We start from the raw sequence: 26,663 nt of genomic DNA, 5'->3' as shown, positions 1-26,663 counted from the left end.
TCTAACCAAAGGAATTCGCTCAATGTCTAAGCGTGGTTTAGGAAAGGGGCTAGATGCATTGCTTGCAACTAGCTCGTTGGCTCGTGAAAAACAGCACGTTGCTTCTCATAGTCAGGCTTTGTCGGCTGATGGGGAATTGACAGAGCTGGCTGTTGGTTGCTTAAAGCCAGGTGTTTATCAACCGCGTAAGGATATTGCGCCTGAAGCACTAGAAGAACTAGCAGCTTCAATCCAGTCTCAAGGCATTATTCAGCCAATCGTAGTACGCCCTTTAGCGCACGACCAGTTTGAGATTATCGCTGGTGAGCGTCGTTGGAGAGCGGCTCGTCAGGCTGGTTTGAAACAAGTGCCGTGTTTGATAAAGAGAGTGGAAGACAAGGCTGCTATTGCAATGGCATTGATCGAGAATATTCAACGTGAAGACTTGAATGTTATCGAAGAAGCACAAGCGCTAGAGCGCTTACAGAACGAATTTGAACTGACGCACCAAAAGGTTGCTGAGGTGATTGGTAAGTCACGTGCGACGGTCAGTAACTTACTGCGCTTGAATCAGTTGGCTGAACCTGTGAAGGCTTTAGTTGTATCAAAGCAACTTGAAATGGGGCACGCTCGAGCACTGCTTGCCCTTGAAGGTGATATCCAGGTTGAAGCGGCAAATACTGCGGTAAACAAGAAAATGACCGTGCGTCAAATTGAGCAGCTTGTTAAAAAATGCTTAAAACCAGAGGTTGAGACAGAATCGAAGCCTGAAGACACAGAAGCTATCGAACTTTCACGAAGACTTACGGAAAAATTGCAAGCAAACGTTTCAGTTACTCGTTCTGTTAGTGGTAAGTCAAAAGTGACGATTACTCTTGATGAGCCTCACAAATTAGAGCAACTTATTGCTAAACTAGAGTACTAAATGAGATAATTGATTTAGGTCAATTATGTAATAAATAAGTAATTTTGTACAAAAGTTGTAGGTTTGTATACAAAAATGTAAATGATTGCTGCATTGTTATTGCAATCGATTTGGCTGAACGTATAATTTTTGCCAATTTCTCAGCACGCTTTTAAGCGAGTGATTTAGTGGGCTTAAAAGAGGAACGAATACATGGTAGCGGCGTTAGCAAGACCAGGACGAGTGCTTGCAAAGCAAATGTTATTGATCGAGCTTAGCGCGGTTATATTAGTGGCAATAGGGTTAGGTTTAGCTGTTAATCCTGATTGGGGTTTTGCTGCATTGGTCGGTGGCGGTATTTTTGTCATTGCTAATGTGGTTTTTTGTGTGTGTGCTTTCCTATTTTGTGGAGCTCGCGCAACTAAGTTAGTTGCGGCGTCGTTCTATGCAGGCGAAGCTCTAAAAATCTTAATCACAGTTCTACTATTCTCTATTGTCTACATGTATATGCAGGTGGAATTAATTCCCCTCAAACTGACCTATTTACTGGTTCTAGGTATTAATATCTTTGCGCCAGTGCTTTTCATTAACAATAAAAAATAGGATGAGTTATGGCTGCGCCAACAGCATCCGGATACATTGAACACCATTTACAAAACCTTTCTTTAGCTAAGTTTGGTCTTGTAGAGGAAACAAGTTTCTGGAACGTACATATAGACAGTCTGTTTTTTTCGGTGTTGACAGGGATGTTATTCCTTTGGGTTTTTCGCTCAGTCGCTAAGAAAGCAACAGTAGGTGTACCTGGTAAGCTTCAGTGTTTTGTTGAAATGGTAGTGGAATTCGTTGGCGACAACGTTAAAGAAACTTTCCATGGTCGCAACCCTCTGATTGCCCCACTAGCACTGACTATATTCTGCTGGATTATCATTATGAACTTGATGGACTTAGTGCCAATCGATTTCTTACCATATCCAGCAGAGCATTGGTTAGGTATCCCTTACTTGAAAGTGGTTCCTACAGCTGATGTAAATATAACTATGGCAATGGCTTTGGGTGTTTTTGCTCTGATGATCTACTACAGCATCAAAGTGAAAGGCCTAGGCGGATTTGCTAAAGAATTGGCACTGCATCCATTTAATCACCCAATCATGATCCCATTTAACTTGGTACTTGAGGTAATTTCGTTATTAGCGAAGCCACTATCTCTAGGTATGCGTTTATTTGGTAATATGTTTGCGGGTGAGGTGGTGTTTATTCTTATCGCGGCAATGCTACCGTGGTACTTACAATGGGTAGGTGCACTACCTTGGGCTATCTTCCATATCTTAGTTATTTTGATTCAAGCGTTTGTTTTCATGATGTTGACAATCGTTTACTTATCAATGGCTCATGAAGATAGTGATCACTAAAAAATTTTTAAGCTTTATTCTAACTATTAATGTTAATCGGAGAACGTAAATGGAAACTGTACTAAGTTTTTCAGCAATCGCTGTTGCTATTATTGTTGGTCTTTGTGCCGTAGGTACTGCAATTGGTTTTGCTATTCTTGGTGGTAAATTCCTAGAAGGCGCTGCGCGTCAACCTGAAATGGCTCCAATGCTACAAGTTAAGATGTTCATCATCGCTGGTCTACTGGATGCTGTTCCAATGATCGGTATCGTAATCGCACTACTATTCACGTTTGCTAACCCATTTGTTGGTCAACTAGCAGGCTAATTAGCTTTTAATAGTTAATTAAATTTTTGTAGTTGATTCTTAACGAGGGGTAGCTGTTGTGAATATGAACGCAACTCTGCTGGGTCAAGCAATTGCTTTTACACTGTTTGTTTGGTTCTGCATGAAATATGTATGGCCGCCAATCATGCAAGCAATTGAAGAACGTCAGAAGAAAATTGCTGACGGTCTTGTAGCCGCTGAGCGCGCTGCTAAAGACTTGAACCTGGCACAAGCCAACGCTTCTGAGCAAATGAAGGAAGCGAAGCGCACTGCAACTGAGGTTATTGAACAGGCAAATAAACGTAAAGCTCAAATTATTGATGAAGCTCGCGAAGAGGCTCAGGCAGAACGCCAGAAAATCTTAGCGCACGCTGAAGCAGAACTTGAAGCTGAACGCACACGTGCCCGTGATGACCTGCGCAAACAAGTCGCAACTCTGGCTATAGCTGGTGCTGAGAAAATCCTTGAACGTACAATCGATAAAGATGTACACGATGATCTTCTTAACAACATTACTGCAAAACTTTAAAGCAAGGGGCTGTATATGTCTGATTTGACTACAATCGCACGCCCCTATGCTAAAGCAGCGTTTGACTTTGCGGTAGATAAAGGTGAGCTAGACCAATGGGGTCAGATGCTTACTTTTGCTGCCGAAGTGGCACAAAATGATGATGTTCATAATTTATTAAGCAGCTCTATGACTGCTGAAAAATTAGCTGAAATATTCATTGTAATTTGTGGCGAACAATTTGATGAATTCGGTCAAAACTTGATTAAAGTGATGGCTGAAAATGGTCGTTTAATGGCCTTTCCTGATGTGTGTAAACAGTTCTTATTGCTCAAACAAGAGCATGAAAAAGAGATCGACGTTGAAGTAACTTCAGCGGTTGAGCTTTCTAAAGAACAACGTGCAGATATCAGCAGCAAATTGGAACAGCGCTTAGCGCGCAAAGTTCAGCTGAATTGCAGTATAGATGAGACTCTACTTAGTGGAGTTATTATTCGAGCCGGAGACCTAGTCATCGATAACTCAGCGCGCAGTCGTCTAGACCGCCTGAGCGATGCATTGCAGTCTTAATGGGGATTGGAGCATGCAACTTAATTCCACTGAAATTAGCGATCTAATTAAACAACGTATTGAATCTTTCGACGTTGTTAGTGAAGCTCGCAATGAAGGTACTATCGTTTCTGTAAGCGATGGCATCCTTAGCATCCACGGCCTAGCGGACGTGATGCAAGGTGAAATGATCGAACTACCGGGTGGCCGTTACGCTCTAGCACTAAACTTGAACCGTGATTCGGTTGGTGCTGTTGTAATGGGCCCGTATGCTGACCTACAGGAAGGCATGAAAGTTACAGGTACTGGTCGTATTCTAGAAGTACCAGTAGGTCCTGAAATGCTTGGTCGTGTTGTAAACACGCTAGGTGAGCCAATTGATGGTAAAGGTCCAATCGAAGCTAAATTGACTTCGCCTGTAGAAATTATCGCACCAGGTGTAATCGACCGTAAATCGGTAGATCAACCTGTTCAAACTGGTTACAAGTCAGTTGACTCAATGATCCCTATCGGTCGTGGTCAACGTGAACTAGTAATCGGTGACCGTCAGACTGGTAAAACAGCCATGGCGATCGATGCGATTATTAACCAAAAAGATTCTGGTATTTTCTCTATCTACGTAGCTATCGGCCAAAAAGCGTCGACTATTGCTAACGTAGTTCGCAAACTAGAAGAGCACGGCGCACTAGCAAACACTGTTGTTGTTGTTGCATCTGCTTCTGAATCTGCAGCGCTGCAATACCTTGCACCGTATGCTGGTTGTGCGATGGGCGAATACTTCCGTGATCGCGGTGAAGATGCTCTGATTGTTTATGATGATCTATCTAAGCAAGCGGTAGCTTACCGTCAAATCTCGCTACTACTTAAGCGTCCACCAGGTCGTGAAGCGTTCCCAGGTGATGTTTTCTACCTTCACTCTCGTCTACTAGAGCGTGCTGCTCGTGTAAGCGAAGCATACGTAGAAAAATTCACTAACGGTGAAGTGACAGGCAAGACTGGTTCTTTAACTGCTCTACCTATCATCGAAACGCAAGCTGGTGACGTATCTGCATTCGTACCAACGAACGTAATCTCGATTACTGATGGTCAGATCTTCCTACAAACTGAGCTATTCAACGCGGGCGTACGTCCAGCTGTTGACCCAGGTATCTCAGTTTCTCGTGTAGGTGGTTCGGCGCAGACTAAAATCATCAAGAAGCTATCTGGTGGTATCCGTACTGCTCTAGCTCAATACCGTGAACTTGCAGCATTTGCTCAGTTCTCTTCGGATCTTGATGAAGCGACTAAGAAGCAGCTAGACCACGGTCAAAAAGTTACAGAACTGATGAAGCAGAAGCAATACGCTCCTATGTCTGTATTTGACCAAGCTCTAGTAATCTTCGCTGCAGAGCGTGGATACCTTCAAGACGTTGAACTTTCTAAAGTTCTAGACTTTGAAGCTGCTTTACTGTCGTTTGCTCGTGGTCAATATGCCGATCTAGCAACACAGATCGACACAACGGGTGCTTTCAATAAAGAAATCGAAGCTGAGCTGAAGAAGCTTGTTGACGATTTCAAGGCAACCCAGACCTGGTAATTGGTAGGTGGTCTTAGGGCCACCTCATACCATTAACGGAGAGTAACGATGGCCGGCGCAAAAGAGATACGTAATAAAATCGGTAGTGTTAAAAGCACACAGAAGATTACGAAAGCAATGGAAATGGTAGCAGCTTCAAAAATGCGTCGTTCTCAAGACGCAATGGAAGCTACTCGTCCATATGCAGAAACAATGCGTAAAGTGATCGGTCATTTGGCTAATGGTAGCCTCGAGTATAAGCATCCTTATCTTGAGGAACGTGAAGCCAAACGTGTTGGTTACATCATCGTTTCTACAGACCGTGGTCTTTGTGGTGGTTTGAACATTAACTTGTTCAAGAAAGCCATGAACGACATGAAAGATTGGTCTGAGAAAGGTGCTGATGTGGAGCTTGCAATTGTAGGTTCTAAAGCAACAGCATTTTTCAACAACAGCGGCGCGAAAGTAGCAGCTCAAGTTTCTGGTCTGGGTGATCGCCCAAGCCTTGAAGATTTGATTGGCTCTGTAAGCGTTATGCTGAAGAAATATGATGAAGGCGAGTTAGACCGCCTGTTCGTAGTGTTCAATAAGTTTGAAAACACTATGGTACAAGAACCAACGATCGATCAATTACTTCCTTTGCCTAAATCAAATAGCGAAGAAATGAAACGCAGTCATTCTTGGGATTACATTTATGAGCCCGAGCCAAAACCACTACTAGATGCACTATTGGTTCGCTATGTCGAATCTCAAGTGTACCAAGGTGTGGTTGAGAACCTTGCTTGTGAGCAAGCGGCTCGAATGATTGCAATGAAATCAGCAACAGATAACGCTGGTGACATTATTGATGACTTAGAACTTGTGTATAACAAAGCGCGTCAAGCGGCGATTACACAAGAACTTTCTGAGATCGTTTCAGGCGCAGCTGCGGTTTAAGCTTAGGTAAAACTAAATAGTTAGAGGATTAACGATGGCTACAGGTAAGATCGTACAGATCATCGGTGCGGTAGTCGACGTAGAGTTCCCACAGGGTGAAGTACCTCGTGTATACGACGCTCTGAATGTTAATGAAGTACAAGAACGTCTAGTTCTTGAAGTTCAGCAACAACTTGGCGGTGGCGTAGTTCGCGCAATCGTAATGGGTAGCTCTGATGGTTTACGTCGTGGTTTGACAGTTGAAAATACTGGCGCTCCAATCTCAGTACCAGTAGGTACTAAGACATTGGGTCGTATCATGAACGTCCTAGGTGACGCGATTGATGAGTGTGGCGAGATTGGTGCTGAAGAGCATTACGCCATTCACCGTGAAGCTCCAAGCTACGAAGAGCAGTCTAACGAGACAGCTCTTCTAGAAACTGGTGTTAAAGTAATCGACTTGATTTGTCCATTCGCTAAGGGTGGTAAAATCGGTCTATTCGGTGGTGCTGGTGTAGGTAAGACCGTTAACATGATGGAACTTATCAACAACATCGCACTTCAACACTCAGGCCTATCTGTATTTGCAGGTGTAGGTGAGCGTACTCGTGAAGGTAACGATTTCTACTTTGAGATGCAGGAAGCAGGTGTTGTAAACATCGAAAAACCTGAAGAATCAAAAGTAGCGATGGTTTACGGTCAGATGAACGAGCCACCAGGTAACCGTCTACGTGTTGCACTGACTGGTCTAACAATGGCAGAGCGCTTCCGTGACGAAGGTCGTGACGTTCTACTGTTCGTTGATAACATCTACCGTTACACACTAGCAGGTACTGAAGTATCAGCACTTCTAGGTCGTATGCCTTCTGCGGTAGGTTACCAACCTACACTAGCTGAAGAAATGGGTGTTCTACAAGAGCGTATCACGTCAACTAAATCTGGTTCTATCACGTCTGTACAGGCGGTATACGTACCAGCGGATGACTTGACTGACCCGTCTCCAGCAACAACGTTCGCTCACTTGGATGCAACGGTTGTACTTAACCGTAACATCGCATCTATGGGTCTATACCCAGCGATCGACCCGCTAGATTCTACTTCACGTCAACTGGATCCATTGGTAGTTGGACAAGAGCACTACGACATCGCTCGTGGCGTTCAGTCTACTCTTCAGCGCTATAAAGAGCTGAAAGATATCATTGCTATCCTAGGTATGGACGAGCTATCTGAAGAAGATAAGCAAGTTGTATCTCGTGCTCGTAAGATTGAGAAGTTCCTAACTCAGCCTTACCACGTAGCGGAAGTATTTACAGGTGACCCAGGCGTTTACGTACCTCTTAAAGAGACTCTACGTGGCTTCCAAGGTCTTCTATCTGGTGAATACGATGACATTCCAGAGCAAGCGTTCATGTACTGTGGTGCAATTGACGAAGCTATCGAGAATGCTAAGAAGCTATAAGGCTAACTAGGAGGCGATATGGCAGCAATAACCTTTCACCTAGACGTTGTAAGTGCAGAGAAACAAATTTTCTCAGGCCTTGTTGAGACGTTTCAGGTGACCGGTAGTGAGGGTGAACTTGGTATTTTCCATGGTCATACTCCACTGCTGACCGCTATCAAGCCTGGTATGGTGCGTATTGTTAAGCAACACGGCCACGAAGAAATTATTTATGTTTCTGGTGGTATGGTAGAAGTTCAGCCTGGTACAGCGACTGTACTAGCTGATACAGCTATCCGTGGTGAAGAGCTAGACGCAGCAAAGGCGGAAGAAGCTAAACGCAAGGCTGTGGAGAATATCCAAAATCAGCATGGCGACATAGACTTCGCACAAGCGGCCGGTGAACTGGCTAAAGCCATTGCTCAGTTACGAGTTATCGAACTGACAAAAAGGCGTCGTTAATCTTTTATAAGATTATCGATTCTGAGATAAAGGCGACCTAAGGGTCGCCTTTTTGTATTTTGGATATCTCAAAAATGCTCCGTTTACGTATAAGTACTGGTTAAATTGCTATTGCGATTTAATTCGTAAGCCAAAAACGGTTACAATATCGGCTTAATAAAAAAAATGTTGGATAGGTTTACAATGAAGTTTAGCGCAGTAATTCTCGCAGCGGGCAAAGGTACTCGCATGTATTCAAATACACCAAAGGTTCTGCATACACTTGCGGGCAAGCCAATGGTGAAACATGTTATCGATACCTGTAATGGTTTAGGTGCTCAAAACATCCATTTGGTCTACGGTCATGGTGGTGAGCAGATGCAGGCGACTCTAGCTGAAGAGTCTGTGAATTGGGCTCTGCAAGCCGAGCAGTTGGGTACTGGCCACGCTGTGGATCAGGCATCTGCACATTTCGCTGATGATGAAAAAGTACTAGTGCTATACGGTGATGTTCCATTGATTTCACCTCAAACCATTGAAAACCTATTAGACGCTCAACCAAACGGTGGCATCGCGCTACTTACGGTCGTGTTAGACAACCCAGTGGGCTACGGTCGCATTATTCGTCGTAATGGCCCTGTTGTCGCTATCGTTGAACAAAAAGACGCAACCGATGAACAGAAGCTTATCAAAGAGATTAATACCGGAGTGATGGTTGCTACTGGCGGTGATCTGAAGCGTTGGTTATCTGGCCTAAGCAACGACAACGCCCAAGGTGAATACTACCTGACTGACGTTATTGCAGCAGCTCACGATGAAGGTCGTGCGGTTGAAGCCGTGCATCCGATAAGTCCAATTGAAGTTGAAGGCGTTAACGACCGTTCTCAATTGGCTCGTCTAGAGCGAGCTTATCAAGCTGAGCAGGCTGATAAACTATTGAAACAAGGTGTTATGTTACGCGATCCAAGCCGCTTTGACCTACGCGGTGAACTGCAGTGCGGTATGGATGTTGAAATCGACACCAACGTTATTATTGAAGGCAGCGTAAGCATTGGCGACAACGTGATTATTGGTACGGGCTGTGTATTGAAAGACTGTGAAATTGATGACAACACCGTAATTCGTCCATACAGCGTAATTGAAGGTGCGACCGTTGGTGAAGACTGCACAGTTGGTCCTTTCACTCGTCTGCGTCCTGGTGCTGACATGCGTAACGATTCGCATGTAGGTAACTTTGTTGAAGTGAAGAACACTCGTCTTGGTGAGGGTTCTAAAGCTAATCACCTTACTTACCTAGGTGATGCGGAAATCGGTCAACGTGTCAATGTTGGTGCGGGCGCTATCACTTGTAATTATGATGGTGCAAATAAGTTTAAGACCATCATTGGCGATGACGTGTTTGTTGGTTCTGATAGTCAGTTGATCGCACCTGTGATTATTGGAAACGGCGCCACTGTTGGTGCAGGCTCGACGGTAACACGTGATGTTTCTGAAAATGAACTTGTTATCAGCCGCGCTAAAGAACGTAAGATAGCTAACTGGCAGCGTCCGGTTAAGAAAAAATAGTCGCTCAGTTTTGTTATTAGTGAAGTAATGAGAGCCAGTAGCTTAGCTACTGGCTTTTTTGTACCAGGTACTCATAGTTAATGAAACAATCTATTTGATGATTGTGTTTTTTAAACTGGTTGTTAATCTTCGAATATTACTCGGTGTGTTTAAGGTTGGTTTTTTGTGAGGCTGGTTGAAAAGAAATGGCAAACGTTGCCGATAATTATTTTATCTTTTTCAATGTTAATAGGCCTGTATGGTTTTTATATAACCTTGGAAAAGCTGGTGGTTGAGAATGAGCGTGACCATTTGGTTTCTCTAATGTCAGATGTTATTTATGAAATTCGCGAAGACAGCGAGCTATTTACGTCTGATATGGATGTCGATGATTACATTGGCAACCTGACTCAAGCCAATACACGATTAAGAATTCAGGTTATTAATCTTGATGGTGTCGTGATTGGTGATACGGATCTGTCTGACCATGCATTGGCTAGAGTTGAAAATCATGGTAACCGTCCTGAATTCAAGCAAGCACTTCAACAAGGCACGGGCAGTGATGTGCGCTTTAGTACCGTAACCTCAGTAGACCGAATTTATTATTCAATGAAAGAGAGCGTTAACGGGCAAGATTTCGTTGTGATAATTTCTTTGCCAATGCACCAACTTAAGCAGATGAATTTCCAATTAATGGGAATTCTAATTGGTATGGTATTGCTGAGCTTGAGTTTTTTGATTGGTACGTCTTATGTGAGCAACCGTCAAATCGTTCATAAAGTGGAAGAAGAGCAAAAGAAACAAGACGAGCGTATTCGCCAAAGAACCCATGAAATCGAACTGATGCACCGTCTAGCGAATATGCTTGCAGCGTGTAATAACATGGTGGAAGCCCAGCAGATTGTCTCTGATATTTTGCCGAGAATTTTAGGTAACGTGAACGGCAGTGTTTCTTTGATGAGGGCATCTCGAAATCAACTGATTACGCAACTTGATTGGGGAGATATATGGCCAGGAAGCGCAAGCTTTGCCCCTGAAGAATGCTGGTCGTTACGTAAAGGACGGGCTCACTTGTCTAATAATGATTTCCACTCATTGAGCTGTGGCCATATGCATGAAATGGACAACAACCAAACCCTCTGTATCCCGTTGACTGCCCACGGTAATACTATTGGTATAATGCATCTTTACTTTGGTCAGGGCGACATCAAAATTGACCCGATTACCGAACAGTTAGCTTTTAGTGTTTCAGAACATCTCGGTTTAGCGTTGGCTAATCTGAGCCTGCAAGAGAAGTTGCGTTCACAAGCCTTAAGCGACCCATTAACCGGCTTATTCAATCGTCGTTTCTTTGATCAGAAGTTAGAAGAGCACTCAATGAATTCTGCCACCAGCGATCAACCTTTGTCGCTATTGATGCTCGATTTAGATCACTTCAAACGTTTCAATGATAATTTTGGTCATGATGCGGGTGATTTCGTCTTAAAAGAGATCAGCACGCTGCTCAAACAAAGTGTGAGTGACGATGAGATAGCCTGCAGGTTGGGGGGGGAGGAGCTCGCAGTATTGCTTCCGCACTATTCAATGCAACAAGCGACGGAATTTGGTCAGACACTGTGTGATGCCGTGCGTTCTATGCACCTTGAACATAAAGGGCTTTCACTAGGTCAGTTAGGTGTTTCAATTGGTGTCGCTATGTACCCTAAGCCTGCATCTAATACCGAGTCTTTGGTGAAGATGGCAGATAAAGCGCTCTACATGGCGAAAGATATGGGACGTAGTCGAGTGGTTAACTATGATGAATACAGTCGTCATAAAGCGCCAGCTCTAGAAGTTGCCGATGGTGAAGAGGTTTCGACGTCGTTACCAAAACAGTAAGTTGATATTAAGCGCAGGTATAAAAAAGAGCGACTAATCTCGCTCTTTTTGGTTTTTATTAAGCTAGAAGCTAGTCTTGCTTCTCTTCTGTGACGACGCGAGAGTTATCCGGAGTTGCAAAGTGTTCTGATAGCTCTTTGTTCGAAACAATATAGCCAATCCACAGTGCACCCAAACAGATCACAACTGCGATACCTGTTGCGCTTAACGCTTGGCTAGCCATTGCTGCAACTAGTGCGCTTGAGAGGCCACTAATAGTAATTTGCAGGCTGTTTTGTAGACCCGCCGCTGTTGCCGGGCTTTGCTTAGCACTTGATAGCGCACGGTTTACTACGATTGGGTAAAGTGCACCATTTGCTACAGCAATCAAACAGAAAGGTGCTAATAGAGGCCAGATGGACGTCAGTTCCCACTGTGATGCGATAAAGATTAGCATCGCAGCAACACTGAACAAGCCAATAAGGTTTCTTAGTACCAAACCATCGCCGTATTTCTTCACAGCTTGTTTGCCGAAATAACCACCCGCCATGAATGCGATTGTCTGTGGAATAAAGCTAAGACCGATGTCTTTTGCTTCATAACCTAGTTGAGCCATGATCTCTGGCATACCAGTTAGATAAGCGAAGAACGCCGCCGAAGCCGAAGCAAACATCAGCACATTACCCATGTAAGGCTTTGATTTAAGCAACATCTTGATGTCTGTTTTGATCGATGTTTGTTTTACCTCAGGTGCTTCTTTTGGTTGAGCTATTGTCGTTACTGCTAACAATGCACCCATCAAGGTTAATGTGATGAAGATACTGTGCCAACCAAAGTTGTTCGCGAGTAATACACCTAATTGAGGTGCTAATGCTGGAGATAGCGCCACTAAAGGCATGATGGTCGCAAAAATTTGTTGGCTACTGCTCTGAGAGTAGCGCTTGATAACCATCGCTTGCCAAATTACTGCGGGAGCGCACACCCCGATCGCTTGAATGAAGCGCAGTGTCAGTAGGTGCCAGACCTCAGTACTGAACGCTAAGCCGAATGAGGCAATAGTGAATAGCATTAAGCCAACGGCTAACGTATTGCGGTGACCGTACTTGTCACTCGCGAGTCCCCAAAGAAGCTGACCCATTGCCATACCGCCAAGAAACACGGTTAACGACAATGCGATTTGTTCTGGGCCTGTTGCGAAATCGATCTCCATCGCCTTAAATGCAGGAAGGTACATATCGGTCGCAATAAAACCAAGCATTGAGAGAACTGCAAGGTAGACCAATTGAAATTTAGAAATATTCATAAAATGCCATTAAACTAAAAGTAGTGGTGTTTTTATCATCAAAAAAATTGTTTGATATAAAGGACTGAAAGCCCCTGTTTATTAATCATTACATTCTATTTTTCAAAACTGATAAAATAAAACGCTAAAATATGTAGTTATCAATCAAAAAATTTGAAGGCTTATGTTCTCTAAATCCTCTTTAGAAATGCTCGATACGGTTGCCCGCTTAGGCAGTTTTACTGCTGCGGCACAGCAACTGCACAAAGTGCCATCAGCGATCAGTTATGGGGTTAGACAGGTCGAACAAGAATTGGATGTTTTACTTTTCAGACGCTTACCGAGAAAGGTTGAACTGACGCCTGCTGGTGAACTGTTCATTGAAGAGGCTCGTGCGTTGCTGAGGCAGATGGAAGAGATTAGTGCTCAAACTCGACGAGCTGCTCGTGGCTGGAAGAAGACCCTGCGCCTAACGCTTGATAATGTGGTTAAGCTCGACAAAATGAAGCCGATGATTGAAGCGTTTTATCAAACGTTTGAGTTTGCCGAACTTCAGATCAACATGGAGGTATTCAATGGCTCTTGGGAAGCGATAGCACAGGGCAGGGCAGATATCGTGATTGGTGCCACTTCCGCGATTCCTGTCGGTGGTGACTTTGAGGTCAAAGATATGGGGAGATTAGACTGGGCATTTGTGATGTCACCAAGTCACCCGTGTGTCAGAGAGCAAAACCTCAATGAAGAATTCGTTAGCCAGTATCCAGCAATATGTTTGGATGATACCTCTAGTGTGTTACCTAAGCGACACACCGGGCACTATGCGAGTCAGAGACGTCTTCTATTACCTAATTGGTACAGTGCGATTGAGTGCCTTAAGAACGGTGTTGGAGTGGGCTACATGCCAAGACATATCGCTGCGCCTATTATTGAGCAGGGTTTGCTGGTGGAGAAGATCTTGCCAGAACCAAGCCCACAGAGCCATTGCTGTTTGGTTTGGCGAAAAGACGACAACCATAAATTGATCGAATGGATGGTCAAATATCTAGGATCAAGTGAACAGCTTCACCAAGATTGGTTGGATCATCGTAAGGCGATCTAATGATCTGTTTACAAGAAGATCCTTTTCAAGCTTGAGCTGAGTCAGCACCAATAAAAAGAGCGAGTAAATACTCGCTCTTTTTTGATTCGGTCGTTAACTCTTAAGACAAGAAGAACTTGTAGGAAGGGTTATCGGTTTCATCTTTACACTGATAACCAAGCTCTCGGAGGTGTGTCGAGAACTGAGCTAAATCATTATCACCTAGTTCAAAGCCACACAATACACGACCGTAATCGGCACCGTGGTTACGATAGTTGAACAAGCTGATGTTCCAGTGGGTACCTAAGGTATCAAGGAACTTAATTAAGGCACCTGGGTATTCCGGGAACTCAAAACTGTATAGGCGCTCTTTCAATGGTTTTGATGGTTTACCGCCAATCATATAACGAATGTGCAGTTTTGCCATCTCATCATCAGATAGATCGACAACTGGGTAGCCACCTTCTCGTAGGTCATTGATGATGTGTTCGAGTTCTTCTTGGCCACCTTGCAGACGTACACCAACGAAGATATTCGCGAGGCTTTCGTCGTTGTGGCGGTAGTTAAACTCAGTCACCGCTCGACCACCAATAATATTACAGAACTCTAGGAATGCCCCTTGTCGCTCTGGAATCGTCACAGCAAGTAGACCTTCTCGCTTCTCACCCAGCTCACAACGTTCAGAGACATAACGCAGACCGTGGAAGTTGGTGTTAGCACCAGACAGTACCGTTGCCAATTGCTTGTCTTGCAGTTGGTTCTGCTCAGCAAACTTCTTCAAGCCAGCCAGAGCAAGCGCTCCTGAAGGTTCAGCAATCGCACGAGTGTCTTCAAAGATGTCTTTCACCGCCGAGCAGATCTCATCACTAGAGACGGCAATGTGGCCATCGATGTACTGCTGACATAGGCGGAAGGTCTCTTCACCAATGCGTTTAACCGCAACGCCATCGGCAAACATGCTGACCTGATCCAGTACTACAGGTTCACCAGCATCGAGAGCCGCTTTCAAGCAAGCCGAATCTTCTGGTTCTACTGCAATGACTTTAATCTCTGGCATTAGCTGTTTTACCAATACAGCAACACCCGCAGCTAAGCCACCACCACCAACCGGCACAAAGATGTAATCCATGTGACCATTCTGTTGAAGCATTTCCATGCCCATGGTGCCTTGGCCTGCAATCACCAGCGGGTGATCGAAAGGAGGTACAAAGGTAAAGCCATGTTCAGCAGAAAGACGCTCGGCTTCTGCCTTGGCTTCATCAAAGTTGCTGCCGTGCAGAACCACGTTACCGCCAAAGCCACGTACCGCATCAACCTTGATATCTGGCGTGGTTTTTGGCATCACAATCGTGGTCTGAATACCCAGTTTAGAACCAGACAGCGCCATACCTTGAGCGTGATTACCCGCTGATGCAGCAATTACTCCAGCAGCTTTTTGTTGATCTGAAAGACTTGATACCATGTTGTAGGCACCACGCAGCTTGAACGAGTGGACTGGTTGACGGTCTTCTCGCTTTAGCTGAACCTGATTACCGATACGAGCGCTTAGACGTGGCATATCTTGTAGAGGTGTTACGATTGCCGCTTCGTAAACGGGGGCTCTCAAGATCTGACGCAGGTAATCTGCGCCAGTTTGTTGTTGGGGGCTGACCGAGTCATCACTCATAGATTAGCCCTCAAGCTTAGACTTATCACGAACAGCGCCTTTGTCGGCACTGGTCGCCATGCTTGCGTAAGCCTTCAGTGCGAAAGACACTTCACGCTGACGGTTTTCTGGTTTCCAGCCTAGTTCGTCTTGTTTAACACGACGCGCTTCAAGTTCAGCTTCAGGTACATCAAGTGTGATTGAACGGCTTGGGATGTCGATAGTGATGATGTCGCCAGTATTCACTAGGCCAATCACACCGCCACTGGCTGCTTCTGGAGAAGCGTGGCCGATAGACAGACCCGATGTACCACCAGAGAAACGACCATCTGTTAGCAGTGCACAAGACTTGCCTAGGCCCATCGATTTTAGGTAAGTGGTTGGGTAAAGCATTTCTTGCATGCCCGGACCACCTTTAGGACCTTCGTAACGAATAACAACCACTTCGCCCGCTTTTACTTTGCCGCCTAAGATGCCATCAACGGCACTGTCTTGGCTTTCAAATACGATAGCAGGGCCTTGGAATTTAAGGTTTTCTTCATCAACACCCGCAGTTTTAACGATACAACCATCAACGGCGATGTTACCTGAAAGTACCGCTAGGCCACCTTCTTGGCTGAATGCGTTCTCTTTGGTACGAATACAACCATCGACGCGGTCATCATCAAGGCGATCCCAACGGCAATCTTGTGAGAATGCCTTGGTAGTACGGATACCAGCAGGGCCAGCGCGGAAGAACTTAAGCACGGCTTCGTCTTCTGTCTGCATGATGTCGTATTGAGCAAGTTGCTCTTGCATGCTTAGACCAAGAACGGTGCGAGTTTGGTTGTTCAATAGACCGGCACGATCAAGCTCACCTAAGATAGCCATTACGCCACCAGCACGGTGAACGTCTTCCATGTGGTATTTAGGTGTTGAAGGCGCAACCTTACATAGGTGTGGAACGCGGCGAGACATCTCGTCGATATCACCCATATCAAAATCAATCTCACCTTCTTGAGCTGAAGCCAATAGGTGAAGAACGGTGTTACTAGAACCGCCCATTGCGATATCCAGTGCCATCGCGTTTTCAAATGCTGCGCGGTTAGCAATATTGCGCGGCAGTGCTGATTCGTCATCTTGCTCGTAATAACGCTTAGTTAGCTCAACAATGCGCTTACCTGCATTGATGAATAGCGCTTCACGATCGGCGTGCGTTGCTAGCATAGAACCGTTACCAGGTTGAGATAGGCCAAGTGCTTCGGTTAGACAGTTCATTGAGTTTGCCGTGAACATGCCTGAACAAGAGCCACAGGTAGGACACGCAGAGCGTTCTACTTGTTCACTTTGCTCATCAGAAATCGTTGGATCGGCACCTTGGATCATTGCGTCAACAAGGTCTAGCTTGATGATCTGATCTGAAAGTTTGGTTTTACCCGCTTCCATTGGACCGCCAGATACAAAGATCACTGGGATGTTAAGACGCATTGCAGCCATCATCATTCCCGGAGTGATTTTGTCACAGTTAGAGATACACACCATCGCATCGGCACAGTGCGCATTGACCATGTATTCTACTGAGTCTGCGATAAGCTCACGTGATGGCAGTGAGTACAGCATGCCGCCGTGACCCATTGCGATACCATCATCAACTGCGATGGTGTTGAATTCTTTAGCGATACCGCCCGCTTTCTCGATTTCACCCGCAACCAGTTGCCCCATGTCTTTAAGATGAACGTGGCCTGGTACGAATTGAGTGAAAGAGTTTACAACCGCGATGATTGGCTTACCGAAGTCATCATCTTTAACGCCAGTTGCACGCCATAAAGCGCGCGCACCAGCCATGTTGCGTCCGTGGGTAGTTGTTGCTGAACGATAGATTGGCATTGCTTAAATCCTTATAAAATATTTGGCTGTTGCTTACTGATTTGCTTGTGTTTGGTTTGCTGAAGTGTGGTCTGCTGGATAAACGTAATCTAACCAGCCCCACTTATCTTCAGTGGTGCCATTGAATAGACCAAAGTAAGCCGCTTGAACTTTTTCAGTGATAGGACCGCGTTTGCCTTCACCTACTGTAATTTTGTCTACGCTGCGAACCGGAACGATTTCTGCTGCTGTACCTGTCATGAATACTTCATCGGCAAGGTATAGCGCTTCACGAGCAATGTTCTCTTCACGGATCTCATACCCCATGTCTTTTGCTAGTGTCATGATCGAATCACGAGTGATACCCGGCAGAATTGCGCTGGTCGCTGGTGGCGTTGATAGCACGCCGTTACGTACCACAAAGATGTTCTCACCTGCGCCTTCAGAAAGATAACCATCGACACTTAGCGCGATACCTTCATCGTAACCATGACGACGCGCTTCACCACCAACCAGTAGTGAAGATAGGTAGTTACCACCGGCTTTTGCTGCGGTTGGGATGGTGTTTGGCGCTGCACGGTTCCAGCTAGAAATCATCGCATCAACGCCATTTTCTAGCGCTTCTTCGCCTAGATAAGAACCCCAAGGGAAAGCAGCGATGATCAGTTCCATCTCAGTGTTTTCTGGTGGGCATACGCCCAAGCCCACGTTACCGACAAAACCGAGAGGGCGGATGTACGCTGACTCTAGTTTATTTTGACGTAGCGTTTCGCGAGTCGCTTCCATAATTTCTTCCTCAGTAAAAGGAATAGGGAAGCGGTAGATTTTCGCTGAGTCTTTTAGTCGTCTTGCATGCTCTGGGTGACGGAAGATAACCGGCCCCTTTGGCGTGTTGTAACAACGAACACCTTCAAACACAGAAGTACCGTAGTGCATTGCGTGAGTCAGGACGTGAACGTTCGCCTCTGCCCAAGGAACCATCTCACCGTTAAACCAAATATAGTCTGCTGTTTTAGCTGTCATGTTTGCGGTTCCTTATGCGTTTATCTTTTGTTGTAAGTTGTTGTTTGGCAGTTCATTACGGCTGATCGAGATAACGTCAACGGTACGCACATCCCACAGCTTTTCGATTTGATTGACTAAGAAAGATATCGGACGGTCACTGTCGACAATGATCTCAACACTCGCCACTTTGCTTTCGTGGTTTTGAGTGCCCGCGACTTGCTTAACTATAAAGCCACGGTGGCGGATAACACGAAGAACACGCTCTAGTAGTACAGGCTTATCATCGGCTTTGATGTCTAATAGGTATCTTTTCATGTTATGTGTTCTCCAACATCTCACTGTTCGAAGCACCTGGCGGTACTAGTGGCCATACGTTTTCTTCTTCATCGATAAGAACATGAAGTAGGTAAGCGGTTTTGCTCTCTAGCATCTCTTTCAGTGCTGGCTCTACTTCTTCTTTACGCGTGATGGTTTTGCCTGGGATATCGAATGCTTTTGCGAGCATTACGAAATCTGGGTTGTCATCCAAGATGGTTTCACTGTGGCGGCCATCAAAGAACAGTGATTGCCATTGGCGAACCATGCCCAAGCGAGAGTTATTTAGAAGCACCATCTTTACTGGGATCTGACGGCGTTTCAGCGTGCCAAGCTCTTGCACGTTCATCATGAACGAGCCATCGCCAGAGATAAGAATTGATTGGTCATCAGGACGGCCAACCGATGCACCCATTGCAGCGGGCAAGCCAAAGCCCATGGTGCCTAAACCGGCAGAGGTGATGAAGTTTTGTGGATCGCGAGGCTGAATGTGTTGAGCTGCCCACATTTGGTGTTGGCCCACATCGGTTGAAACGATAGAGCTTGCTGGCATCATGTCTGACAGTTGTTTTAACAGTAGTGGAGCAAATATCAGATCGCCTGGGTGATCGTAGCGCCACTTGAATGAACTGCGTAGCCCTTCAGAGTGGTGGACCCAAGATGAGATGTCTTGGCTTAGTTCCAACTGAGGCATGATTTTGTTGATGTCACCACGAATTGGTGCATCGGCCAGACGCAGTTTACTGAACTCTGCCGCATCGATATCGATATGAATAACCTTCGCGTGCGGTGCAAAGGTATCAAGTTTTCCGGTTACCCGATCATCGAAACGAGCGCCAACAACAATCAGCAGATCGCTCTCTTGAACCACTAGGTTAGCAGCTTTGGTGCCGTGCATACCTAGCATACCAAGATAGTGTGGGTCGTCACGTTCGATGGTACCCAGGCCTTTCAGTGTGCTTACTGCTGGCATTGGGTTAAGGCGTAAGAACTCACGAACAGAGTCCGTCGCTTTAGCCAGTTGAACACCACCACCTACGTATAAAACAGGACGGGTCGCTTGAGACAAAAAGTACTGTGCCTGTTCAATGGCATCGGTTGTCGCAACAGGAATGGCTGGTGGAGTAAATTCAGGGAGAGTGTTAACAGGTGCTTCTGCCAATTGAACATCTTTAGCGATATCGACAATAACCGGACCGGGACGTCCTGCTTTTGCAACGATGAATGCTTCAGTTAATGTTGGCGCAAGATCTTCAATGTCGGTAACGAGGTAGCTGTGTTTAGTGCATGACAAAGACATACCAATCACATCCATTTCTTGGAATGCATCGGTGCCTATGTGGGAGCTAGCAACTTGGCCTGTTATAGCAACGAGTGGGATGGAATCCATAAAGGCGTCAGCAAGGCCAGTAACTAAGTTAGTTGCGCCTGGGCCTGAGGTTGCCATGCAAACCGCGACGTCTTGTGTTGCTCGAGCCATGCCGATCGCGGCCATAGCAGCGCCTTGCTCATGGCGACATAGGATATGTTCAACCCCGCCGTCATAGAGAGCATCGTAGATTGGCATGATGGCACCACCTGGGTAACCAAATACGGTCTCAATGCCTTGTTGCTTGAGTGCGGATACGACTAGTTCTGCGCCTTTCATCGTAGTTCCTCCGTATTACCTTTATTTTGGTAACTGTTTCCATTGTCTCTGCACATCTTGTGCTCCCATTCTTCCTGTAAATCGGCAAAGCCGAAAATAATAAAATTATAAAAATTGAGCCGTTAAATTAGAAAAAACCCCCGAACTTTTCAGTGCGGGGGTTTTTTCTAATTCGTGGTTACTTTTTTCCCACTCGCCCCCGCGCAGTCTCAATAATGACTACGATAATCAGGTTAATCAGTGCGTAAATGCGAGCGTTAAAAATCATAAAATTCGAGTTTTCTCGTTTATTGTCTTCAGTAAATGTCTACATCTCTAGTGTTATCACACAAATCTGTTGTATGACAAGGAAAATGTCATTCTTTTTTCACATTAAAACACCATTCCACCAAGCTATATAACAACTTGATAGCTTTGGTGTACAACGAATATCCAGAGCGAATACTTTTAAATCAAAGACAAAGGAAAGTTATGGGACTCGCGATAATTCATAGCCGAGCTAGTGTGGGTGTAGAAGCGCCAGAGGTGACCGTTGAGGTCCATATAAGCAATGGAATGCCCGGTTTTACGTTGGTGGGTCTGCCTGAAACAACGGTCAAGGAATCCAAAGACCGAGTCAGAAGCGCCATCATCAATTCTCGTTTTGAATTCCCATCAAAAAGAATCACGGTCAACCTCGCTCCCGCCGATTTACCTAAAGAAGGGGGCCGTTTCGACCTGCCCATCGCGCTTGGGATTTTGGTGGCATCGGATCAGCTTCCGACATCAAAAATAGCGCAACATGAATTCATCGGTGAGTTAGCGTTGTCAGGAGAGTTACGTTCAGTCAAAGGAGTGTTGCCAGCCACATTGGCGGCCGACAGTGTTGAGCGATGTTTGGTGGTTCCACACCACAACGGTGACCAGGCGGCCTTGGTCGGCAAAGGAGCACATAAATCGGCACAAACGTTATTGGAGGTTTGTTCGGATATGTGTGGGCAGGCTCAGCTTGGGTTGTATCGAACGGAGCATCATCACGTTGACGTGTCTGATAATCGTGATTTACAAGATATTATTGGCCAACAACAAGGCAAGCGCGCCTTAGAGATAGCAGCAGCTGGAAACCATAACTTGCTTTTCCTTGGTCCTCCTGGGACGGGGAAAACCATGCTCGCTTCTCGACTGCGTGACTTGCTACCTGAAATGAGTGATGACGAGGCAATGGAAACCGCTTCGGTGGCCTCGTTAACGCAACAAGAGATTAATCAATACAACTGGAAGCAACGACCTTTTCGATCTCCTCACCATTCAAGCTCAATGGCGGCATTGGTGGGTGGTGGCTCAGTGCCACGCCCCGGAGAGATTTCTTTGGCGCATAACGGTTTATTGTTCTTGGATGAGATGCCGGAGTTTGAGCGCAAAGTGCTTGATTCATTGCGAGAGCCACTAGAGTCGGGCGAGATAATCATTTCGCGCGCGGCGGGTAAGACTCGTTTTCCTGCGCGCTTTCAATTAGTCGGTGCACTCAACCCAAGCCCTACGGGTTACTACGAGGGAAATCAAGCGCGGGCTAACCCACAGATCATCCTGCGTTATCTCAATCGCTTGTCGGGACCATTACTTGATCGATTTGATATGTCATTAGAGATCCCTTTGTTACCTAAAGGAATGCTTGCTGAAGGAGGGGAGCGTGGAGAAACGACCCAAGTGGTTAAACTCCGAGTTAAACAAGCTCGTCAGTTGATGCTATCTAGGAATCATAAATCGAATGCGCTACTAGGTAGCCGAGAAATTGAAAAGTATTGCCCACTTCGACGTGAAGATGCGGAGTTTCTGGAAACCGCGCTGCATCGGTTGGGTTTATCGATTCGTGCTTATCACCGAATCATTAAGGTGGCACGAACCATTGCCGACCTTGACGGTAACGAGCAGATTGAAAAGAAGCATTTATCTGAGGCGCTGGGCTATCGAGCGATGGACCGCTTGTTGAAGCAACTCACGGCTCAAGCTGTGTAGTCGTAAATAGAAAGCCTGCTTGTGTGCAGGCTTTCGTTATTCAGGTTGGTTGCTATGAGTTAGCCGTGATTAGAACTTGTAGTTCAAGCCAACTGAAGCGATGTATTGTGACTCATCGTAGAAGGTAATGTTTGATTCGCTAGTACCGTAACCTGCAAGAGCAATAAACGACCAGTTTTCCCAGTCCATGAACTGTTCATATTCATACGCGGCGAATAGATTGATGTTGTCGTCGTTACGCTTCTTGTCGTAGATCGGGTTGCTTGCATCGTAAGAGCGTTGGCTGTAACCCGCTGTTAGCGCGTACTGGTGACGGCCCGTGCCACCAAATAAACTGACTTCTCCCCCGAATTGCTCGAATGAGTCTGCACCGCCTTCAGCGTCTGTTGATTGATAAATCAAAGACGGAACCAGCATCATGGTGCGGTTAATCGGTTGGCGGTACTGACCTTTTAGGTAGAAGGTATCTGCATCACGCTTTAGTTCTTCATATTCAACTAGGTCGTTATCCACATCTCTGGTCGCGAAAGCCATATCGACAGAGAACGCAGAGCCAGCAATACTATCCAGCTTTAGACGGAACGCATTACCGGTTTCGTCTGTTTTGCTACGAGCTTCTCCAACTTTGTATGGGTTAGCCCAAGTCTCATCAGACATAATGGTTGGCAGAATAGAAGCATCGATCACCATGCCAGATTCAAGTTGGTATTTATAACCCACTTCAAGCACCACGGTACCTGTTGCTACGTCATCACGTGCCGTACCCGTGTAAACTTGATGGTTCAACTTTTCACCAAAGGTGTAAGCAAGGTTACCTAAAGGAGCAATCAGAAATGAGCTTTCCGAAGAAGCCTTCTGATCTATGGATGAAAGATTGCTATCAGCATCGGTATTAAAGTTTGAGGTGGAAGAGGCAACCCCGGTATTGATAGAGATTTCACCACTGAAACCTTGTTGGTCTGCAAGCTTGGCAAAAGCGGGAGAAGCCGCAATACTCAATGCCAAGAGAGTTATTTTTATTTTCATTCAAGGGCTCCTTGCCCACCGGTTCTTAGGACGGGTTATTAATAGCAGTAAAGCTTTAAATTTCTAGGTTAATTATTTATCAATGATGATTTTTGAACAAGCATAAAAAAGGAAGCCGAAGCTTCCTTTATTAAACCTTATTTCTTCAATAAGAAGTTCACTAACTCGAAGTACTCATCGAGAGAACTGATACCTTGAGCGTCTATTAGGTAACGGTTGTTAACCACGACTGCTGGTACGCCTGAAAGGCCGCTATCTTTGAATGCTTTATCGAAACGGCGAACCATTGAATCAACTGCAAAGCCGTTGTACGCCGCGTCAAATTTCTTCGCGTTGATACCTTCATCTAAAAAGATTTGACGCAGTTCCGCTTCATCACGTGGTGGCTTGTTCATGTTGTGGATGCGGTTAAACATCACGGGTACCATTTTGTCTTCCACTTTCAGTGCAATCATCGTCGCGTAAGCTTTGCTCATTGGCATACCCATGTTGCCACCCATGAATGAAACATGGTTCTTCTGCAGTTTAGCGTTTGCAGGTAGCTGTTGTTTTAGCTGCTGGATGATAGGCTCAAAGCTATTACAATGTGGGCAGTAAAAAGAGAAGAACTCTGTCACCATTGGTTTTTTTGATGCTTCTAGATCGAGAACTTTGTAGTGTTCACCTTCGTTAAATTTCGCCGCGTGAGCGGAAAGGCTCAACATGATCAATGAGAAAAATGCGAATAGCTTTTTCATTTATCCAATCTCCATTATGTTTGAATTTTTATCTAGTTGTATGTTGCGATTGCGGTTACCACTGAGGCATTAACGAAAGTGGTGGCTCTTGCAGGGTAGCAATTTGCTCTTTACAAGCAAGTACTTGTTGCTCCCAATATTTCGGGTCATTAAACCACGGGAAGGCCAGAGGAAACGCCGGATCGTGCCATCGTTTTGCCAACCATGCCATGTAATGCACCATACGTAGACCACGTAGTGGTTCGATTAGTTTCAGTTGCGCGGTATTAAAATCGCAAAATTCTTGATAACTCTCTAGCAGAATATCCAGTTGCATTAGCTTATCTTGGCGTTCACCATTAAGCAGCATCCACAGATCTTGTATCGCAGGGCCGTTTCGTGCGTCATCAAGATCGACGAACATTGGCCCGTCACGCCACAGAATATTACCTGGGTGGCAGTCACCATGTAGGCGGATATTCTCAATATTGCTCGGCCATTGGCTCTCCAACTCTTTAATTAGAAGATCGACGTCATTGAAGAACGCGTTCTCCAGGTGTGTCGGGATAAACTGAGAGTTCTCTAGAATCTTACGAGGCTGATAAAGATACTCATCTAAGCTGATGGTCGGACGATGCTGGAATGCTCTTCCGGCACTCGCTTTATGAATACGACCAAGAAAACGTCCTACGCCTTCCAATTGATCTAGATTGTCGACTTCATATTGTCTGCCACCGACACTTTCAAATAGTGCGAATAGATAGCCTTGATATTCATGTAAGGTTGCGCCGTTGATCCGTATCGGTGGAGCAACCGGTAACTCTTGTTCGATCAGCTCTAACGCGAAATCGTGCTCTTCTTGGATCTGCGCTGTGTTCCAGCGCTGCGGGCGATAAAATTTAACCACGTAGCGTTTACGGTCTTCATCGATGAATTGATATACCCGGTTTTCGTAACTGTTGAGAGCGAGAAGCCCGGATTCAGCGCGAACTCCGATGCTCTCCAGTGCGTACCACATGAAGTCAGGAGTCAGGTTATCAAAGTTAAAGGCTTGCATCGTCATAGAATAAAAAAGGCTCATTACTGAGCCTTTTTCCATTTATTGGGGTGTTATACCAAGCACTAGGTGGCTGGTATCAGAGCTTCTTGATAAAGCGGCTTTCGACTTCCATCGTAAACTCTTCATTATCCGAGAGTATAAACTGAATTGTCGAAACTGGTGAGCTCAGTTTTTCTGGATCGACGCCTAAGCTGATAGGAAGGTTTAAAACTTCACCTGGCTCTACGGTAATGGTTTGTTTACCGTACCAGATAGAGTCTGGTAGCCCACTAACATCGAGCTTGTACTCTTGCTCTTGCTGAGTTTTGTTGATTACTTTCAAGTTGTAAGTATTTTCGACAAGCCCTTGGCTATTGATTTTAAATAGCTGGTTTCTATCTCGCAGAACGCTTAGGCCGGCAGGGTCAACACTCGCTATCTGTGCAAAGAACAAACCCAGCATAAGTATCAATATGGCTCCGTAGCCTAGCAGCTTAGGACGCATGACTTTGGTTGAGTGTCCTTCCAACCTGTGTTCTGTGGTGTAGCTGATCAGGCCTTTCTCGTAACCCATACGCTCCATGGTGTTGTCACAGGCATCAATACACGCGCCGCAGTTAATACATTCGTATTGCAGGCCATCACGGATATCGATACCCGTCGGGCAGACTTGAACACACAGGTTACAGTCAATACAGTCGCCTAGACCAAGCTCTTTTGGATCGGCTTTACGAGAGCGAGGGCCACGGCTTTCACCGCGCTCGGTGTTGTAACCAACGATGAAGGTGTCTTTATCGAACATTGCCGATTGGAAACGCGCGTAAGGACACATGTGCAGACAAACAATTGAACGCATCCAACCTGCATTGGCATAAGTACACCCAGCAAAGAACAGTACCCAAAACACCGGCCAGAAAGACGAGTTAAAGGTAAAGAAGCCAACCACTAGCTCTTTGATTGGGATGAAGTAACCAACAAAGGTTAAGCCCGTCGCAATGGCAATCGCCCACCATGCAATGTGTTTGAGGGTTTTTCTGAGAATTAAGTTGCTCGTCAGTTTACCCGAGTCTTGTTTTCTCCGCTTATTGGCAGCACCTTCCAGTTTCTCTTCAAACCAGATATACATAAAGGTCCAGACGGTTTGAGGGCAAAGGTAGCCACACCAAACCCGGCCTAAAAAGGTGGTGATAAAGAACAGACCAAATGCAGCAATCATGAAGAGGATCGCCAGTAGGGTGAGATCTTGTGGGTATAGCGTGGTGCCAAAGAAGTTGAACTGTTGGCTGCCGATATCGAGCAAGATCGCTTGTCGCTCACCAAATGAAATCCATGGGATAAGCGTAAAAAGTAAAAGTAAGAACCAACCGCCGTAACGACGCAACTGTTGGAATTTACCTTTGCTTTCTCGCACATAGATTCGGTTACTTGGGTTAAATCGATCTCCATTACCTTTATGTGTTTTTGGATTAAAGGTTTTAGGAGTCACATCTTTGATATCGATTTTATCCTGACTCATGGAATATCCTTTTTGTGGCATGTATACCCGGTTAAATCGGGTATTGACGACATTACTTTAAAGTATGGTTTAGAGAACCTGTAGAAATTGAGTTTGGTGCATTTGTTGTTATCACACTCACTCTTATTATTTTAGAAGATTCTTAT

Annotated in this window: 24 protein-coding genes; 14 read left to right on the top strand and 10 right to left on the bottom strand. The window is 45.4% G+C overall.

Features of this window, described 5'->3' with window-relative positions; all coding sequences use genetic code 11:
- The first annotated feature begins 22 nt into the window (after nt 1–22).
- From OCV24_RS14270 to OCV24_RS14215, 12 genes are all read left to right on the top strand, one after another.
- Nucleotides 23–904 (top strand): ParB/RepB/Spo0J family partition protein, encoded by an 882-nt coding sequence (locus tag OCV24_RS14270; protein WP_017055454.1) that lies wholly within the window; start codon nt 23–25, stop codon nt 902–904.
- Nucleotides 905–1,096: 192 nt separating this feature from the next.
- Entirely contained in the window at nt 1,097–1,486 is a 390-nt protein-coding gene (locus tag OCV24_RS14265; protein ID WP_010433210.1) for a F0F1 ATP synthase subunit I, read from the top strand.
- Between the two features lie 8 nt (nt 1,487–1,494).
- The gene (atpB, locus tag OCV24_RS14260) at nt 1,495–2,292 is read left to right on the top strand and encodes a F0F1 ATP synthase subunit A (protein WP_009848124.1); all 798 of its coding nucleotides are present in this window, start codon (nt 1,495–1,497) and stop codon (nt 2,290–2,292) included.
- Between the two features lie 49 nt (nt 2,293–2,341).
- Entirely contained in the window at nt 2,342–2,599 is a 258-nt protein-coding gene (atpE, locus tag OCV24_RS14255; protein WP_004411110.1) for a F0F1 ATP synthase subunit C, read from the top strand.
- Nucleotides 2,600–2,657: 58 nt separating this feature from the next.
- The gene (gene atpF / locus OCV24_RS14250) at nt 2,658–3,128 is read left to right on the top strand and encodes a F0F1 ATP synthase subunit B (RefSeq protein ID WP_032547868.1); all 471 of its coding nucleotides are present in this window, start codon (nt 2,658–2,660) and stop codon (nt 3,126–3,128) included.
- 15 nt (nt 3,129–3,143) lie between these two features.
- Nucleotides 3,144–3,677, top strand: a complete 534-nt coding sequence (atpH, locus tag OCV24_RS14245) for a F0F1 ATP synthase subunit delta (protein ID WP_046224855.1) — start codon at nt 3,144–3,146, stop codon at nt 3,675–3,677.
- Nucleotides 3,678–3,690: 13 nt separating this feature from the next.
- The gene (gene atpA / locus OCV24_RS14240) at nt 3,691–5,232 is read left to right on the top strand and encodes a F0F1 ATP synthase subunit alpha (protein ID WP_010433235.1); all 1,542 of its coding nucleotides are present in this window, start codon (nt 3,691–3,693) and stop codon (nt 5,230–5,232) included.
- A 48-nt stretch (nt 5,233–5,280) separates the two neighbouring features.
- On the top strand, nt 5,281–6,147 hold the full coding sequence (gene atpG, locus OCV24_RS14235; RefSeq protein ID WP_150879238.1) for a F0F1 ATP synthase subunit gamma: 867 nt from the start codon (nt 5,281–5,283) through the stop codon (nt 6,145–6,147).
- Between the two features lie 34 nt (nt 6,148–6,181).
- Nucleotides 6,182–7,585: a F0F1 ATP synthase subunit beta gene (gene atpD / locus OCV24_RS14230; RefSeq protein ID WP_048610850.1), complete on the top strand. Its 1,404-nt coding sequence runs from the start codon at nt 6,182–6,184 to the stop codon at nt 7,583–7,585.
- An 18-nt stretch (nt 7,586–7,603) separates the two neighbouring features.
- Complete coding sequence (locus OCV24_RS14225) at nt 7,604–8,026, top strand: F0F1 ATP synthase subunit epsilon (protein ID WP_017055450.1); 423 nt, start codon at nt 7,604–7,606, stop codon at nt 8,024–8,026.
- A gap of 183 nt (nt 8,027–8,209) precedes the next feature.
- A complete protein-coding gene (gene glmU / locus OCV24_RS14220) occupies nt 8,210–9,571 on the top strand; it encodes a bifunctional UDP-N-acetylglucosamine diphosphorylase/glucosamine-1-phosphate N-acetyltransferase GlmU (protein ID WP_136981368.1) in 1,362 nt (453 codons plus the stop codon).
- A 222-nt stretch (nt 9,572–9,793) separates the two neighbouring features.
- A complete protein-coding gene (locus OCV24_RS14215; RefSeq protein WP_050546265.1) occupies nt 9,794–11,428 on the top strand; it encodes a sensor domain-containing diguanylate cyclase in 1,635 nt (544 codons plus the stop codon).
- Nucleotides 11,429–11,498: 70 nt separating this feature from the next.
- Here OCV24_RS14215 and punC read toward each other — a convergent pair whose 3' ends face one another.
- Nucleotides 11,499–12,710, bottom strand: a complete 1,212-nt coding sequence (gene punC / locus OCV24_RS14210; RefSeq protein ID WP_150879240.1) for a purine nucleoside transporter PunC — start codon at nt 12,708–12,710, stop codon at nt 11,499–11,501.
- Between the two features lie 163 nt (nt 12,711–12,873).
- Here punC and punR point away from each other — a divergent pair, with 163 nt between their 5' ends.
- Nucleotides 12,874–13,788 (top strand): DNA-binding transcriptional activator PunR, encoded by a 915-nt coding sequence (punR, locus tag OCV24_RS14205; protein ID WP_017055446.1) that lies wholly within the window; start codon nt 12,874–12,876, stop codon nt 13,786–13,788.
- A 100-nt stretch (nt 13,789–13,888) separates the two neighbouring features.
- Here the strand turns inward: punR and ilvA are convergent, their stop codons facing one another.
- From ilvA to ilvG, 5 genes are read right to left on the bottom strand one after another with little or no spacing between them, the layout of a single operon-like run.
- Entirely contained in the window at nt 13,889–15,433 is a 1,545-nt protein-coding gene (gene ilvA, locus OCV24_RS14200) for a threonine ammonia-lyase, biosynthetic (RefSeq protein WP_046224849.1), read from the bottom strand.
- A gap of 3 nt (nt 15,434–15,436) precedes the next feature.
- Nucleotides 15,437–17,278, bottom strand: a complete 1,842-nt coding sequence (ilvD, locus tag OCV24_RS14195) for a dihydroxy-acid dehydratase (RefSeq protein ID WP_017055444.1) — start codon at nt 17,276–17,278, stop codon at nt 15,437–15,439.
- Nucleotides 17,279–17,311: 33 nt separating this feature from the next.
- Entirely contained in the window at nt 17,312–18,280 is a 969-nt protein-coding gene (locus tag OCV24_RS14190; RefSeq protein WP_102507254.1) for a branched-chain amino acid transaminase, read from the bottom strand.
- 12 nt (nt 18,281–18,292) lie between these two features.
- Nucleotides 18,293–18,577 carry an acetolactate synthase 2 small subunit gene (gene ilvM / locus OCV24_RS14185; RefSeq protein WP_017055442.1) on the bottom strand — a complete coding sequence of 95 codons (285 nt, stop codon included), beginning with the start codon at nt 18,575–18,577 and terminating at the stop codon, nt 18,293–18,295.
- 1 nt (nt 18,578) lies between these two features.
- The gene (gene ilvG, locus OCV24_RS14180; RefSeq protein WP_017055441.1) at nt 18,579–20,225 is read right to left on the bottom strand and encodes an acetolactate synthase 2 catalytic subunit; all 1,647 of its coding nucleotides are present in this window, start codon (nt 20,223–20,225) and stop codon (nt 18,579–18,581) included.
- 471 nt (nt 20,226–20,696) lie between these two features.
- Here ilvG and OCV24_RS14175 point away from each other — a divergent pair, with 471 nt between their 5' ends.
- Nucleotides 20,697–22,220: a YifB family Mg chelatase-like AAA ATPase gene (locus OCV24_RS14175; RefSeq protein WP_150879241.1), complete on the top strand. Its 1,524-nt coding sequence runs from the start codon at nt 20,697–20,699 to the stop codon at nt 22,218–22,220.
- Between the two features lie 69 nt (nt 22,221–22,289).
- Here OCV24_RS14175 and OCV24_RS14170 read toward each other — a convergent pair whose 3' ends face one another.
- The 4 genes from OCV24_RS14170 to ccoG form a co-directional block, all read right to left on the bottom strand.
- Nucleotides 22,290–23,246 (bottom strand): DUF2860 domain-containing protein, encoded by a 957-nt coding sequence (locus OCV24_RS14170; protein WP_150879242.1) that lies wholly within the window; start codon nt 23,244–23,246, stop codon nt 22,290–22,292.
- 137 nt (nt 23,247–23,383) lie between these two features.
- A complete protein-coding gene (locus tag OCV24_RS14165) occupies nt 23,384–23,983 on the bottom strand; it encodes a thiol:disulfide interchange protein DsbA/DsbL (protein WP_017055438.1) in 600 nt (199 codons plus the stop codon).
- 55 nt (nt 23,984–24,038) lie between these two features.
- Nucleotides 24,039–25,025 (bottom strand): serine/threonine protein kinase, encoded by a 987-nt coding sequence (locus OCV24_RS14160; protein WP_077681031.1) that lies wholly within the window; start codon nt 25,023–25,025, stop codon nt 24,039–24,041.
- 73 nt (nt 25,026–25,098) lie between these two features.
- Nucleotides 25,099–26,517, bottom strand: coding sequence for a cytochrome c oxidase accessory protein CcoG (gene ccoG / locus OCV24_RS14155; RefSeq protein ID WP_017055436.1), 1,419 nt, complete (start codon nt 26,515–26,517; stop codon nt 25,099–25,101).
- Between the last annotated feature and the right edge of the window lie 146 nt (nt 26,518–26,663).

Source organism: Vibrio kanaloae (assembly GCF_024347535.1).
In the GTDB taxonomy this organism is placed as follows: Bacteria; Pseudomonadota; Gammaproteobacteria; order Enterobacterales; family Vibrionaceae; genus Vibrio; species Vibrio kanaloae.
The sequence above is the reverse complement of the archived record's forward strand: the minus strand, read 5'-3'. Positions and strand labels throughout refer to the sequence as shown.

Bases quoted from the DNA above. Each gene is read 5' to 3' on its own strand.
- OCV24_RS14270 (WP_017055454.1), top strand. From the start codon at position 23: ATGTCTAAGCGTGGTTTAGGAAAGGGGCTAGATGCATTGCTTGCAACT.
- OCV24_RS14265 (WP_010433210.1), top strand. From the start codon at position 1,097: ATGGTAGCGGCGTTAGCAAGACCAGGACGAGTGCTTGCAAAGCAAATG.
- atpB (WP_009848124.1), top strand. From the start codon at position 1,495: ATGGCTGCGCCAACAGCATCCGGATACATTGAACACCATTTACAAAAC.
- atpE (WP_004411110.1), top strand. From the start codon at position 2,342: ATGGAAACTGTACTAAGTTTTTCAGCAATCGCTGTTGCTATTATTGTT.
- atpH (WP_046224855.1), top strand. From the start codon at position 3,144: ATGTCTGATTTGACTACAATCGCACGCCCCTATGCTAAAGCAGCGTTT.
- atpA (WP_010433235.1), top strand. From the start codon at position 3,691: ATGCAACTTAATTCCACTGAAATTAGCGATCTAATTAAACAACGTATT.
- atpG (WP_150879238.1), top strand. From the start codon at position 5,281: ATGGCCGGCGCAAAAGAGATACGTAATAAAATCGGTAGTGTTAAAAGC.
- atpD (WP_048610850.1), top strand. From the start codon at position 6,182: ATGGCTACAGGTAAGATCGTACAGATCATCGGTGCGGTAGTCGACGTA.
- OCV24_RS14225 (WP_017055450.1), top strand. From the start codon at position 7,604: ATGGCAGCAATAACCTTTCACCTAGACGTTGTAAGTGCAGAGAAACAA.
- glmU (WP_136981368.1), top strand. From the start codon at position 8,210: ATGAAGTTTAGCGCAGTAATTCTCGCAGCGGGCAAAGGTACTCGCATG.
- OCV24_RS14215 (WP_050546265.1), top strand. From the start codon at position 9,794: ATGTTAATAGGCCTGTATGGTTTTTATATAACCTTGGAAAAGCTGGTG.
- punC (WP_150879240.1), bottom strand. From the start codon at position 12,710: ATGAATATTTCTAAATTTCAATTGGTCTACCTTGCAGTTCTCTCAATG.
- punR (WP_017055446.1), top strand. From the start codon at position 12,874: ATGTTCTCTAAATCCTCTTTAGAAATGCTCGATACGGTTGCCCGCTTA.
- ilvA (WP_046224849.1), bottom strand. From the start codon at position 15,433: ATGAGTGATGACTCGGTCAGCCCCCAACAACAAACTGGCGCAGATTAC.
- ilvD (WP_017055444.1), bottom strand. From the start codon at position 17,278: ATGCCAATCTATCGTTCAGCAACAACTACCCACGGACGCAACATGGCT.
- OCV24_RS14190 (WP_102507254.1), bottom strand. From the start codon at position 18,280: ATGACAGCTAAAACAGCAGACTATATTTGGTTTAACGGTGAGATGGTT.
- ilvM (WP_017055442.1), bottom strand. From the start codon at position 18,577: ATGAAAAGATACCTATTAGACATCAAAGCCGATGATAAGCCTGTACTA.
- ilvG (WP_017055441.1), bottom strand. From the start codon at position 20,225: ATGAAAGGCGCAGAACTAGTCGTATCCGCACTCAAGCAACAAGGCATT.
- OCV24_RS14175 (WP_150879241.1), top strand. From the start codon at position 20,697: ATGGGACTCGCGATAATTCATAGCCGAGCTAGTGTGGGTGTAGAAGCG.
- OCV24_RS14170 (WP_150879242.1), bottom strand. From the start codon at position 23,246: ATGAAAATAAAAATAACTCTCTTGGCATTGAGTATTGCGGCTTCTCCC.
- OCV24_RS14165 (WP_017055438.1), bottom strand. From the start codon at position 23,983: ATGAAAAAGCTATTCGCATTTTTCTCATTGATCATGTTGAGCCTTTCC.
- OCV24_RS14160 (WP_077681031.1), bottom strand. From the start codon at position 25,025: ATGACGATGCAAGCCTTTAACTTTGATAACCTGACTCCTGACTTCATG.
- ccoG (WP_017055436.1), bottom strand. From the start codon at position 26,517: ATGAGTCAGGATAAAATCGATATCAAAGATGTGACTCCTAAAACCTTT.